Annotated in this window: 10 protein-coding genes; all 10 read left to right on the plus strand. The window is 41.6% G+C overall.

Annotated elements, in window-relative coordinates; translation table 11 throughout:
• Nucleotides 1–302 precede the first annotated feature (302 nt).
• The gene (locus tag A2J09_RS04380) at nucleotides 303–917 is read left to right on the plus strand and encodes an HD domain-containing protein (RefSeq protein WP_012293864.1); all 615 of its coding nucleotides are present in this window, start codon (nucleotides 303–305) and stop codon (nucleotides 915–917) included.
• A gap of 720 nt (nucleotides 918–1,637) precedes the next feature.
• Nucleotides 1,638–3,524, plus strand: a complete 1,887-nt coding sequence (locus A2J09_RS04385; protein WP_012293865.1) for an ABC-F family ATP-binding cassette domain-containing protein — start codon at nucleotides 1,638–1,640, stop codon at nucleotides 3,522–3,524.
• 12 nt (nucleotides 3,525–3,536) lie between these two features.
• A complete protein-coding gene (locus A2J09_RS04390; protein WP_012293866.1) occupies nucleotides 3,537–4,664 on the plus strand; it encodes a conserved virulence factor C family protein in 1,128 nt (375 codons plus the stop codon).
• A gap of 287 nt (nucleotides 4,665–4,951) precedes the next feature.
• Nucleotides 4,952–6,184: a M20 family metallopeptidase gene (locus A2J09_RS04395; protein WP_012293867.1), complete on the plus strand. Its 1,233-nt coding sequence runs from the start codon at nucleotides 4,952–4,954 to the stop codon at nucleotides 6,182–6,184.
• Nucleotides 6,181–7,281 carry a tartrate dehydrogenase gene (locus A2J09_RS04400; RefSeq protein WP_012293868.1) on the plus strand — a complete coding sequence of 367 codons (1,101 nt, stop codon included), beginning with the start codon at nucleotides 6,181–6,183 and terminating at the stop codon, nucleotides 7,279–7,281. Before A2J09_RS04395 ends, A2J09_RS04400 begins: the two co-directional genes overlap by 4 nt.
• Nucleotides 7,271–8,017, plus strand: coding sequence for an SDR family NAD(P)-dependent oxidoreductase (locus tag A2J09_RS04405; RefSeq protein WP_012293869.1), 747 nt, complete (start codon nucleotides 7,271–7,273; stop codon nucleotides 8,015–8,017). The genes A2J09_RS04400 and A2J09_RS04405 overlap by 11 nt, the downstream gene beginning before the upstream one ends.
• Nucleotides 8,018–8,027: 10 nt before the next feature.
• Nucleotides 8,028–9,482, plus strand: coding sequence for an aldehyde dehydrogenase family protein (locus A2J09_RS04410; protein ID WP_012293870.1), 1,455 nt, complete (start codon nucleotides 8,028–8,030; stop codon nucleotides 9,480–9,482).
• Nucleotides 9,483–9,497: 15 nt separating this feature from the next.
• Nucleotides 9,498–10,532, plus strand: a complete 1,035-nt coding sequence (locus A2J09_RS04415) for an ABC transporter ATP-binding protein (protein ID WP_012293871.1) — start codon at nucleotides 9,498–9,500, stop codon at nucleotides 10,530–10,532.
• Entirely contained in the window at nucleotides 10,501–11,475 is a 975-nt protein-coding gene (locus tag A2J09_RS04420) for an ABC transporter ATP-binding protein (protein ID WP_012293872.1), read from the plus strand. Before A2J09_RS04415 ends, A2J09_RS04420 begins: the two co-directional genes overlap by 32 nt.
• A gap of 40 nt (nucleotides 11,476–11,515) precedes the next feature.
• Complete coding sequence (locus A2J09_RS04425; RefSeq protein WP_012293873.1) at nucleotides 11,516–12,487, plus strand: P1 family peptidase; 972 nt, start codon at nucleotides 11,516–11,518, stop codon at nucleotides 12,485–12,487.
• The last annotated feature ends 12 nt before the right edge of the window (nucleotides 12,488–12,499 follow it).

Consider the following 12,499-nt stretch of genomic DNA (forward strand, 5'->3'; position numbering starts at 1 on the left):
AACAAAGAATTTCTAAGGGAAAGTGTTCACTTTTATTTGTTTGATGATTGGTTTTCTTTACTTATGTCATCTTGCAAACATACTATTCAATTGTAAGCCCGCTGAAGTTGATATTCATACTGTCAAACACATAGCTGTTTGTACAAAGCCGAAAAATATGAGGTACAGAACAAATTGTTTGTTCTGCACGTTTATCTTATAATATTCTGAAAAATTAGTCAATTAAAAAGCTATTGATTTTTTATTTTTCGTGAGTGCTATAAATACAGTATAATCGTGTAGGAAGGGAATGAGTTTGAACTATGGATCATTTAATGAGTAAAGTACGAGAAATTTATGAACAGTTTGACGCCAGCCATGATTTTCAGCATATTGAGCGTGTCTATCAAAATGCGCTAGCGATCTTACATACAGAACCAGCAGCCGATGCCGAGGTTGTTAAAATTGCGGTGCTGTTACATGATGTGAGCGACAAAAAGTATACCGATAGTAAGGAACAGGAGGAACAGCTCATTGCAGAGCTCCCTGTTAGCGAAGAAAAAAAGCAACATATTCGAGATTGTATTGCACAAGTATCGTTTAATGGTGGAAATGAGCTAGTGGCTACATCTTTGGAAGCAAAAATCGTTCGCGATGCAGACCGTTTAGATGCGATTGGAGCAATTGGCATCGCACGAACATTTGCCTATGGTGGTGCGAAAGGCCGCAAGCTTTATGATAAGGATGAAGAAGCACGCACACATATGTCAGAATCCGAATATCGTCAAAAAAATACGTCATCTGTCACTCACTTTTACGAAAAGCTATTGCTGCTAAAGGATTTAATGGTAACGGAAAAGGGCAAGCAAATGGCACTTGAACGTCATCAATTTATGGAAAGCTTTTTACAGCAATTGCAACATGAAATAGGTCAATAGCATAAAGCACCGCCCTCAATGGAAGGGAGGTGCTTTTATGTGATGTTCGGGTATTTCTTTCGTAGTATTAAAAATAGGAAGAGATTGTTCAGCCCTATAAAAATTAAAAAATAGTTTCCCCTTCAATCCACTGCGTTTGTTCATATTTTTTTCTTTAATGAATACAAATTTTCGATATATAGAAATAAATTAATTACGACAGCAAATTCCATTTAGTTGATGATAGTGGGGTGGTAGACATAACCATTTTATTGTGATGGAAAGTTTTTTTCGATGAAATCTGCAATACTTGCATATTGGGCGATTTCATAGTCAGTAAATCGTAATGAATCGTCCGAACTCTCTTCTATAATTAGGAATCATAACAATAAACTTGGAAATTTTCATCATGTTACTCCTTTATATTAACTTGGAATAGTATGTTACACTACTGTTTTAAACTTCTGAAATGGTAATTTATACTAATATACTACCGATTTTGTACAACAAATTCATCAAAAGGGGAAAGCTGCTGAACGAGCAGAACTAGAACAAAAGATCATCAAATTTCCGTGTATTTACAGGAGAATGGGAACGTCATTAGGACAAATTGTTGATAGTTTGTTGTTCTTTGTTTACCTGTCAATTGATGTTATGATGAATATTGGATATCAATAATCGTCTACATAAAAGTAGTGTGGGCATGAACAATACCTAACATGAAAGAGATGGAATAGTGAAATGAGTCATTTAATCGTACAAAATTTAACAAAAACTGTGGGCGATAAAACGCTTTTTGAAAATATTGAATTTACCATTTATGAGGGTGAGCGAGCTGGCTTAATCGGTATTAATGGTACAGGTAAATCGACCCTGCTGTCGATTTTAGCAGAGGATATCGAAGCGGATACTCTCACTATGGATCGCCCCAACAAATACCGTATCGCCTATTTACCACAGGAACCGTCATTTCAATCAGGAGAAACAGTTTTGCAAGCAGTCTTTGCTGGCGATTCACCGGTTTTACAACTGAATCGTCAGTATGAGGAAACGGTGGCTGCACTGGCAGTAAATCCAACATCTGAAAGTTTACAAAAGACTTTATTTGGTTTGCAACAGCGTATGGATGAAGAGCAGGCATGGGATGTCAATGCGCTTGCGAAAACAGCCTTAACAAAGCTAGGCATTGAAACATTTGATAAAGAAGTGCTAACGCTTTCTGGCGGACAGCAAAAACGAGTGGCATTGGCTAAAGTATTAATTGAACCAGCAGATCTCTACTTATTAGATGAGCCGACCAACCATTTAGATGTGGAGGCAACGGAGTGGCTTCAAGAGATGGTGCTACGCTTAAAGGGTGCAGTTATTTTTATTACCCATGATCGTTATTTCTTAGATGAATTATCAACACATATTTACGAGCTAGCCGATCAAACTCTGTATAGACACACCGGAAATTATGGTGATTTTTTAGAGGCCCGTGCCATCCGTGAGGAAATGAAGGCGGCATCTGCTCAGAAGGATCGCAACCGTTATCGTTCAGAGTTGAAATGGATTCGTCGCGGTGCAAAGGCGCGCTCTACTAAACAAAAAGCGCGTATCCAACGCTTTGAAAAGTTGGAGGAGAATTTAGAGCGTAAATCAGAGGATGTTTCATTGGAAATGGGACTTGCTACAACCCGTCTTGGGCGCAAAGTACTCGAGGCTGAAAATATTTCGAAAGCATTTGGACAGCAAAAGATTCTGGATAACTTTTCATTTTTACTCCAGCAAGGTGACCGTATTGGCATAATTGGTGCGAATGGCGTAGGGAAATCTACCTTATTAAAGATGCTAGCAGGAGAGCTTACACCAGACCAAGGTGAAATTCTTGTTGGATCAACAGTGAAGCTCGCCCATTTCAAGCAAACTTTACCGAAAATGAATGAAAATGAGCGTATGATTGAATATATACGTGAGGCTTCGAATGATATTACAGATGCAGAGGGTGTACGCTATTCCGCGGCTCAAATGCTAGAGCGATTTTTATTCCCACTACATGCACACGGTACACCAATTGGTAAATTATCAGGTGGTGAGCGCAAGCGCCTTCATTTATTACGTTTATTAATGGAGCAGCCTAATGTTTTATTATTGGACGAGCCAACCAATGATTTAGATATTGAAACATTAGGTGTGCTTGAGGATTTCATTGAGCATTTCCCTGGCGTAGTCATCACGATTTCCCATGACCGTTTTTTCCTAGACCGTATTGCGAAAAAGCTATGGATCTTAGATGGAAAAGGGCAGGTTGAGGAAACACTGGATCTTTATAGTGAGTATTTGGAGAAGCGTGAGCATACTGCAACTGCTAAAGTTGATGCACCGAAAGCTGAAAAGCCGAAGTCTGAAAAACCAAAATCAGACAAGAAAAAGCTATCATTTAAAGAGCAAAAAGAATGGGAAACGATTGCAGATGATATTGAGAAAGCAGAAGCAGCTATTATGGAGACCGAAGAGGGAATCGCTAATGCTGGTTCAGATTTTACAAAACTACAGGAATTAACAGCTAAGCTTGATGAGCTAAATGCACAGTATGAGCATCTGATTGAAAGATGGTCATATTTAGATGAAATTGCTAACGGATAAGGAGCGATAGACATGAAGATTATTACAATTGAACCGACACCAAGTCCAAATTCTATGAAGATTGTTGTTGATACAGAGCTACCGTTCGGGAAAAGCTATAATTTTACAAAGGATAATAAAGATGAAGCGACTGGCGAAGCAGCAGCTATTTTAGCTATTGAGGGGATAAAGGGCGTTTATCATGTAGCTGATTTCTTTGCGGTGGAGCGTAATGCAAAATATGCTTGGGAGGGTATTTTAGCAAGTATCCGTCAAGTATTAGGTGAAGACGTTGAAACGCAAGATGAACCAATGGTAGCTAACGAGTTTTACGGGGAAGTTTATGTCCATGTACAGTTCTATAAGCAAGTACCCCTACAAGTAAAAGTGTTTGATAACCAACGTGAACATCGTATGAGCTGTGGTGATCGTTTTGTCGAGGCTTTTAACCAAATTATTGAATCAGCAGTAGATGAAAACTATATTTTCCAGCGTAAATGGATTGATTATGGTGTGCGGTATGGTGAACTAGAAGAAATCGCAGAAGCGGTCAAAAGGGAAATTGATGTCACATATTCTGCAGAACGATTAGCAGAAATTGTAGCTGCGATTAATAATGATGATGAAAAAGCAATCGTTCCATCCAATAAGCTGAAAATAACAGTGGAACAGTTCCAACAACCAGAATGGGAGAAACGCTTCCAGTTGTTAGACCAAATGGCTGATCCGGAGCTGGATGATTTACCATTGTTAGATTTAGCTTTACAGGATGAGCAAATGTCTATTCGTCGTCTAGCAACTGTATATTTAGGGATGGTCGAAGATGTTACGGTAGTTCCATATTTAGAGAGAGCCCTTCAAGATAAAAGTGCCGCCGTGCGACGTACAGCAGGTGACTGTATGAGCGATCTTGGCTTTGTAGAATTTGAAGGAGCTATGCAGCAAGCCCTACAAGATAAGAACAAATTGGTACGTTGGCGTGCAGCGATGTATTTATATGAGGTGGGTACAGAACAATCATTACCCGTATTAAAAGCGGCTGAAGATGATAAAGAATTCGAAGTAAAGCTACAAGTGAAAATGGCCATTGCCCGTATCGAGCAAGGTGAAGAAGCAAAAGGCTCGGTTTGGAAGCAAATGACCGAATCCCGCCAGCAATAATTATGGAAGAAAAAAACCAGCAATTGCTGGTTTTTTTATTTTGGTGTGAGAGCTTTATGCCAAAGAAATGAAGTTGCTCAATATCCTTGATTTTCAAAGGTGTTTACTTTTTAAATTATAAAAAATAACATTAAGTAGAAAAAAATGTTGTTTTTTAGCGATTTATGGCTAAACAAAAAGTTAAGGTCATGCTATGAATTATTAACATATTGTCTAGTTTCATAGAGAAGGGTCAATGTTAAAATAATGTAAATTCAGAATATTCTATAAAATAGGAGGTCCTTTGCATGACAGTAACTAGTTTAAAAACAACCAAATCGTATGTGCGAGATCGGCAGGCGGTCATCGCGTTAACACAAAAGCTAGTACGAATTGAAAGCGTTTACCGCGAGAATGATCCAAAGGGTAATGAAGAGGAGGTGGCACACGTAGTTGCGGCATATTTAAGGGATATTGGCATTGAGACGCATGTAGAGGAGGTTGTGCCTGGCCGGCCGAATGTTATTGGTATTATTGATTCGGGCAAGCCTGGGAAAACATTACTTTTCGAGGGTCATACAGATGTTGTAACGGAAGGAAATCGAGATGCATGGGCATATGATCCGTTTGGAGCAGAGATTGTTGAGGGGCGTATGTACGGCAGAGGAACAAATGATACGAAGGGGAATCTCGCATGTATGATTACTGCCTGTCAATCACTACTACTAGATCAGGAAGAGTTTACAGGCAAGATTATTTTATGTATTCCTTGTGATGAAGAGGGGCTCATGCTGGGCATTAAACATTTTATTAAAAACGGCTGGGCAGACGGAGTAGATGGGGCTATTATTTGTGAGCCACAGGAAAACAATGTATGCATTGCACAGCGTGGGGCGATTCGTTTACAGGTTGATATTTTCGGTAAGATGGCACATGGAGCAATCTCGTGGAGTGGCATTAATCCGAACTGGCGTATGGCACGATTGATTGTAGAGCTGGAGAAACTAGAAAAAGAGGAGCAGGCTCGGTTAGGACGTGACCCAATGCTGAATTGGCCATCTATAACACCAACGATTTTACGTGCGCCTGTTAAAGGAGATGCACAAATCAATGTCATTCCTGATCACTGCATGACGACACTTGATATTCGTACGGTTCCTGCCCAAGACCATGATGAACTACTAGGAAGAATCGAATCCATTATTAAACGATTACAGGCAGATGATCCGGATTTTAACGTGGAACTAACGATTCTTGATAATCGACCTGCTACAGCAACTGCTAAGGAAGATGCTGTTGTACAGGCCATTTACGAGGCAGTAGCAGAGGTGACAGAGAAGGAGCCAAAATATAATGGTGTTCCTGGTGCTACAGATGGTACGTTTCTTCATGTCCATGGGATTCCAATAGTGACGGTTGGTGCAGGAGATCGTGAAATTCCTCATCAAATCAATGAATATGTAGATATTGAAGAATTGGCAGAAACAACTGCCATTTATCGTTTAGCGGCATTAAAATTTTTGGCTGGTGATGTCCAATGACAACGATAAAAATTGCAGTTATACCAGGCGATGGCATTGGAAAGGAAGTCATGCAGGAAGCATTAAAGGTTATAAAATGTGTGCAAGAACGGGATTCATCCTTACAAATGACAACGACGGTTTTTCCGTGGAGCTCTGAATACTATTTAGCGCACGGCTGTATGATGCCAGAGGATGCACTTGATGCACTACAAAAATATGATGCGATATTATTTGGAGCAATTGGTGATGCTCGCGTACCAGATGATGTCACGGTATGGGAGCTCATTATGCCGATTCGTAAAAATTTCCAACAGTATGTGAATTTCCGTCCCATTAAATCTTTGCCTGGGATATCCTCACCTCTAGCTGGCGAGAACGAGATTGACTTTGTCATTTTCCGCGAAAATGCTGAGGGCGAATATTCGGATAGTGGTGGTCGACTGTATCTACAGCAGCCACAAGAAATGACGATTCAAAATACAATTATGACGCGTATTGGAATTGAAAAAATTGTTCGTGCAGCCTGTGAATATGCTCAGCAGCAAGGGAAAACCAAGCTGACAAGTGCGACAAAATCTAATGCAATCATACATTCCATGAAATTTTGGGATGAGCATACAAGAAAAACAGTGACACAAATTGCACCAGAATTACAGCTTGAATCCATTTATATCGATGCATTAGTCGCTTATTTTGTCGAACGACCACAGGAATTTGAAGTTGTTGTGGCTTCCAATTTATTTGGCGATATTTTATCTGATTTAGGCTCTGCCATTGTTGGGGGGCTTGGGCTGTCGCCGTCTGCAAACTTAAATCCAGAGAAGAAATTTCCGTCTATGTTTGAGCCTGTGCATGGTTCCGCGCCAGATATAGCCGGCAAGGGTATTGCCAATCCAATAGCTCAAATATGGTCGCTTGCCTTACTTCTTGGACATCAGGGAAGAAAGGATTTAGAACATTTGATTGTCCAAGCTATTAGTAAAGTACTGGAAGAAGGCGTCGTGAAAACGGCTGATATTGGTGGACAAGCAACGACGGCACAAATGGGCGATGCGATTTGTCAGGAAATCAGTCATATGTCTGTAACAGCGGGAGGTGTATACTATGGCAACTAAGCCAAAGGTGATTGTTGTGACAGGAGCAGGTGGCGGAATGGGACGAGCCATTATTGAAGAGCAGCTTAAGCAGGGTAATCTGGTCATAGGACTTGATTTATCCATAACGGCGCTGTCAAATTTAACCCATGACTCCCTGCAATGCTTTGAAGTTAATGTATTGCAGGAGGAGCGAGTGAATGCCATCTTCCAGGAAATTTTTAATAAGTATGGGAGAATGGATGGACTTGTCAATGCACTAGGGATTGCACAAGCTGCTACGCCCATTGAGCAAGTAACAATGGATGATTGGAATCGCTTAATGGATGTCAATGTAAAAAGCTTATTTATAACAACAAAAGCAGTTGTCCCCTTTATGAAAAAACAGCAAAAGGGTTCTATTGTGACGATTGCTTCAATTTCAGCAGTACGTCCAAGACCTGGCTTACAGGCCTATATTGCGTCAAAAGGTGCAGCGGAAAGCTTTACGAGAGGGCTAGCGATTGAGCTAGCACCAGACCAAATTCGTGTTAATACGATTCATCCTGGACCTGCTGATACACAAATGCTTGGGCAATTTGCTGCACAAGGGGCAGATGTCGAGCAAACCAAGCAAAGTGTGTTTGTGCAATCTGTCCCAGTAGGGCGATTGGTGAAGCCTTCTGATATAGCAGGAGCTGTCAGTTATTTATTGTCTGATGCAGCTAGCATGGTCACTGGGACGACCTTACATGTAGATGGTGGTCGTGGATTATAGGAGGGGTACGATGAAAAATATTCCTATGTTGATTAATGGGGAATGGATTTATGGGGATGCAGAAGTATTGCTAGATGTTGAGAATCCTTCAACCGGAGAAATCATTGCGCAAATTAGTAATGCAAGTCAAGCGCATGTAGAAGAAGCGGTGCGATCAGCACGTAGAGCCTTTGAAAGTGATGAATGGCGACAATGGAAGGCTTTTGAACGAGGTCAGTTATTAATTGACTTCGCTCATTATATTCGTCAGCATGCCGAAGAATGGAGTTTACTAGAATGCCGGGACGTAGGAAAACCTTTAACACAAGCAAGGGCAGATATTGAAGCGGCGGCTCGTTATTTTGAATTTTACGGTGGAGCGGCTGATAAAGTGATGGGGGATACGATTCCAATTGAGGATGGACTATTGAATGCAGTAGTACTGGAACCCGTTGGTATTACGGTACATATCGTGCCATGGAACTATCCGGTTCAAATTACAGCACGAAGTGTCGCTGCGGCGATTGCTACAGGCAATGCAGTTATCGTGAAAAGTGCAGAAGATACACCACTTACTACACATGCCATTACGGAATGGCTTGCAGAGAAACTGCCTACAGGAATCTTTCAACATATTACGGGCCTGGGACGTGATGTGGGTCCATATTTAACCTCACATCCTGATATTAATCATATAACCTTTACGGGCTCTGTTCCTACTGGAATTGCAGTGATGAGAGCGGCAGCAGAAAATGTGGTCCCTGTAACATTAGAGCTTGGCGGAAAATCACCCAATATTGTGTTTGCGGATGCCAATATGGAGCAAGCATTAGAGGGCGTTGTAAGGGCTATTATTCAAAATGCAGGGCAAACATGCTCTGCTGGGGCTCGACTACTCATTGAAGAAAGTATAAAAGATACATTTCTCCCACAATTAGTGCAAAAATTTCAAGCGATACAGGTGGGGCCTGGTGAGGCGGACATGGATATGGGGCCATTATTAAATGAACGTCAGTATACAAAAATCACTACATTATTACAGCAAGCTAAAAAAGACGGCTATGTCATCACTGGCGGGGAGCCATTGACGATTAAAGGGTATGAAAATGGCTTCTATGTGCAGCCAACTATACTAGATGGAGTACAGCCGAATGATCCTTTAGCACAGGAAGAAATTTTTGGGCCTGTGTTGACGGTTTTAACATTTGCTAGCGTGGAGGAAGCCATTACTCTAGCCAATAGCACAGAATATGGCTTAGTTGCGGGTGTGTGGTCACAGAATATTGATACAGCTCATTATGTGGCAAGTCGTGTGCAGGCAGGACAAGTATTTATCAATAATTATGGGGCAGCTGGTGGTATACAAATGCCGTTCGGAGGCTATAAAAAAAGTGGCATTGGTCGAGAGAAGGGCTTTGTTGCTCTGCGGAACTATACGCAAATGAAAAATATTGCCATACGCTATGCACCACCTATTCAACGCTAACAGGGAGGGACGCCTATGGAACATGCAAAAGTTAAAGAAGTGCTCTTAGAGGTCAATCAATTATCCATTCGATTCCATTTGAAGAATGGCAAAGAGGCCAAGGTGGTAGATGATGTGAACTTTACCATTCATAAAGGAGAAACGGTTGCATTGGTGGGAGAATCAGGCAGTGGCAAAAGTATTACATCGTTAGCCATTATGCGTTTACTGCCAATCCCTCCTGGGGAAATTACAGCAGGAAGCATCCACTTAAACAGCAAAAATTTATTAGCCTATAAAAATAAAGAGATGAGCCATATTCGTGGCAATGAAATTAGTATGATTTTTCAAGAGCCCATGACCTCCCTAGACCCAGTATTTACTATCGGTAATCAAATGGTAGAGGGCATTCGAAGACATCAAAAGGTTTCAAAAAAAGATGCTTGGCAAAAAGCACTACAATTATTACAGGAAGTGGGGATTGCTAATGCGGAGAAGGTAATCGCTGAATATCCACACCAATTATCGGGGGGGATGCGGCAACGCGTCATGATCGCCATTGCGATGTCTAATAATCCTCAGCTATTAATTGCGGATGAACCGACTACAGCATTGGATGTAACCGTACAGGCACAAATTTTAAAGCTGATGATGAAAATGAAGGAGGAGCATCAATCAGCCATTTTATTTATTACTCATGATATGAGTGTTGTTGCAGAAACAGCGGACCGTGTCATGGTCATGTATGCAGGGCAAATAGTGGAGGAAGCTCCCGTAAGAGAGCTTTTTTTAAATCCCCAGCACCCTTATACGATAGCACTGTTAAAAACAATGCCGAGTCTTGAAACGGAGGTCACAAGGCTGCCATCGATCCCGGGCACTGTGCCCCCAGCATATGCCTTACCAGAAGGTTGTCGGTTTGCACCGCGCTGCTCGCATGCCATGGCGCAATGCCATCAGGATAGTCCGACCATACACCATATTCAAGAGACACATAAAGTGCGCTGTCATTTATTCACAGAGAAGGAGGAGCTGGCACATGACGGAGAAAGAAGTTTTACTGGAAATTAATCATTTAAAAGCTTACTTTCCTGTGAAGCGCAAGTCTATGAAAGAAGAGAAAAAAATGGTCAAAGCGGTCGATGATATTTCCATTGAAATCTACCGAGGAGAGACGCTAGGTATTGTAGGCGAATCTGGATCAGGAAAATCTACATTTGGACGAACGATTTTAAAGCTCGTTGAACCAACAGCTGGGGAAGTATTGTATAAGGGACAACCAATCCAGCATTTAAAAGGGAATAAGCTTCAATCTTATCGCAATCAAATGCAAATGATTTTTCAAGATCCCTTTGCCTCTCTAAATCCTAGAATGCGAATTGGAGCAATTATTGAGGAACCAATGAAATTACAATTAACGTTGACGAAGGAACAGCGCAAAGAGCGCGTGAAAGAATTGTTACAAAAGGTTGGACTTCCTGAAGATGCGATGCATAAATTTCCACATGAATTTTCAGGAGGTCAGCGGCAGAGGATTGGGATTGCAAGGGCTCTTGCGATTCGCCCTGAATTCATTATTGCGGATGAGCCAGTATCGGCATTAGATGTGTCTGTGCAATCACAAGTCCTAAACTTAATGATGGATTTACAGGATGAATTTCAGTTAACTTATTTATTTATTTCCCACGATTTAAGTGTTGTGAAGCATATAAGTGACCGTGTGGCGGTGTTGTACTTAGGGCGGGTTGTGGAAATTGGGACGAAGAAGGAGCTATACGCTCATCCATTGCATCCTTATACACAAGCATTGCTATCTGCCATTCCAGTCGTCCATTTTGATGAGCCAAAACAAGAAATACTTTTACAAGGTGAACTACCTAGTCCAATCAATCCACCTGTTGGCTGTGTGTTTCATACACGTTGTCCATATGTTATGGAAAGATGCCAGCACGAGAGGCCTAAGCTTCAGGAGAACAATGCAAATCAGCGCGTCGCTTGCTTTTTATATGATTAATAATCTGAATATTTAAATTATTTAGAATTGAGGTGTTGGTATGTTTGGTAATATTACCGATGTTCCAGGGATCAAGGTAGGGCATCGTGAAAACGAAGAGGGGATTACAGGCTGTACGGCACTATTAATGGAAGGCGGGGCAGTGTGTGGGGTAGATGTTAGAGGGTCTGCACCAGGTACTCGTGAAACGGATGCTTTAGATCCTATTAATGAAATTGATCGTGTGCATGGTATTTGTCTGTCAGGGGGCAGTGCCTTTGGGTTAGATGCTGCCACAGGAGTCATGCGATTTTTAGAGGAGCAAGGAATTGGGGTTGATGCAGGTGTTGCCAAAATTCCAATTGTACCAAGTGCCGTCCTCTTTGATTTATTTATCGGTGATCCTCAAGCTCGACCTACAGCACAAATGGGCTATGAAGCGGCTCAAGCTGCGCAAGTAGGTTCATTTCAAAATGGCAATATTGGCGCGGGCTATGGGGCAACGGTAGGTAAATTAGCAGGACCAGACTTTGCCATGAAGGGTGGACTTGGCAGTGCATCATTTGCGGGTAAGGATGGGCTTATTGCTGGGGCTATTGTGGCTGTTAATGCAGTGGGAGATGTCAAACATCCTCATACACGGCAAATTTTAGCGGGTGCGAGAAATCCTCAAACAGGACAGTGGCTGGATTGCTGTGCCTATCTCGAACAGCATGCACAATCAGAGGCACTTGCTGGCACAAATACAACCATTGGCGTAATAGCGTTGAATGCAAAATTAACAAAGGCAGAAGCAAAAAAGATTGCCCAGCTTACACAAAATGCACTCGCCCGAACGATTTATCCTGTCCATACGATGCTTGATGGCGACACTATTTTTGTGCTAGGTACAGGAGAGCAGACATTTGCGCTAGATTATTTGGGACATTTAGCGACTAAGGTGATGGAGGAAGCTATTCTTGCTGGTATTCAAGCGGCAGATAAATTGGCAGGGGTGGAAAGCTATACAAGCATTCAAAAGATAAGCACTTAGGAGAAGGGGGAA

The sequence above is a fragment of the Lysinibacillus sphaericus genome (assembly GCF_001629735.1).
Classification (GTDB): domain Bacteria; phylum Bacillota; class Bacilli; order Bacillales_A; family Planococcaceae; genus Lysinibacillus; species Lysinibacillus pinottii.

What these genes read in the sequence shown, in the direction of transcription:
- A2J09_RS04380 (WP_012293864.1), top strand. Translation starts at nt 303, where the DNA reads ATGGATCATTTAATGAGTAAAGTACGAGAAATTTATGAACAGTTTGAC.
- A2J09_RS04385 (WP_012293865.1), top strand. Translation starts at nt 1,638, where the DNA reads ATGAGTCATTTAATCGTACAAAATTTAACAAAAACTGTGGGCGATAAA.
- A2J09_RS04390 (WP_012293866.1), top strand. Translation starts at nt 3,537, where the DNA reads ATGAAGATTATTACAATTGAACCGACACCAAGTCCAAATTCTATGAAG.
- A2J09_RS04395 (WP_012293867.1), top strand. Translation starts at nt 4,952, where the DNA reads ATGACAGTAACTAGTTTAAAAACAACCAAATCGTATGTGCGAGATCGG.
- A2J09_RS04400 (WP_012293868.1), top strand. Translation starts at nt 6,181, where the DNA reads ATGACAACGATAAAAATTGCAGTTATACCAGGCGATGGCATTGGAAAG.
- A2J09_RS04405 (WP_012293869.1), top strand. Translation starts at nt 7,271, where the DNA reads ATGGCAACTAAGCCAAAGGTGATTGTTGTGACAGGAGCAGGTGGCGGA.
- A2J09_RS04410 (WP_012293870.1), top strand. Translation starts at nt 8,028, where the DNA reads ATGAAAAATATTCCTATGTTGATTAATGGGGAATGGATTTATGGGGAT.
- A2J09_RS04415 (WP_012293871.1), top strand. Translation starts at nt 9,498, where the DNA reads ATGGAACATGCAAAAGTTAAAGAAGTGCTCTTAGAGGTCAATCAATTA.
- A2J09_RS04420 (WP_012293872.1), top strand. Translation starts at nt 10,501, where the DNA reads ATGACGGAGAAAGAAGTTTTACTGGAAATTAATCATTTAAAAGCTTAC.
- A2J09_RS04425 (WP_012293873.1), top strand. Translation starts at nt 11,516, where the DNA reads ATGTTTGGTAATATTACCGATGTTCCAGGGATCAAGGTAGGGCATCGT.